1 protein-coding gene is annotated in these 421 nt (G+C 55.1%); it reads left to right on the plus strand.

Annotated elements, in window-relative coordinates:
- The coding region (locus tag E3E42_RS11760) for an amidohydrolase family protein (RefSeq protein WP_167904895.1) at positions 1-421 on the plus strand (421 nt) is incomplete at both ends.

The following is a 421-nucleotide window of genomic DNA, read 5'->3' on the forward strand; positions in this document are numbered from 1 at the left end:
AGCGCTACGGACTAACTCCCGTGGAATACCTTGCTGAGGCCGGCGTTCTCCATGAAAACCTCATTGGCGTGCACGGGATATACCTGAGCGATGGAGAAGTTAAGCTCTACTCCCAAAGCGGAGCCACTCTCGTCCATTGCTCCCTCAGTATGGCGAAGCTTGAGGCAAGGATAGCTCCGATAATTGAGCTTTACACCGCAGGGACGAACATAGCGCTGGGCAACGACTCTCCGAACCCCGTTGGCGTTATGGACATGTTCACTGAAATGCGCTTTGCGGCCGTGCTTAACAAGGTCTGGAGAAAGAGAACGGACGTGGCCAGCACAAGGGAAGTTTTCAGCTGGGCCACCGTTGGTGGAGCCAGCGCTCTGAAGCTTAAAGCCGGACTGATAAAACCCGGCTACCTGGCTGACCTTGTGCT

This window comes from Thermococcus sp. JdF3, from assembly GCF_012027495.1.
In the GTDB taxonomy this organism is placed as follows: domain Archaea; phylum Methanobacteriota_B; class Thermococci; order Thermococcales; family Thermococcaceae; genus Thermococcus.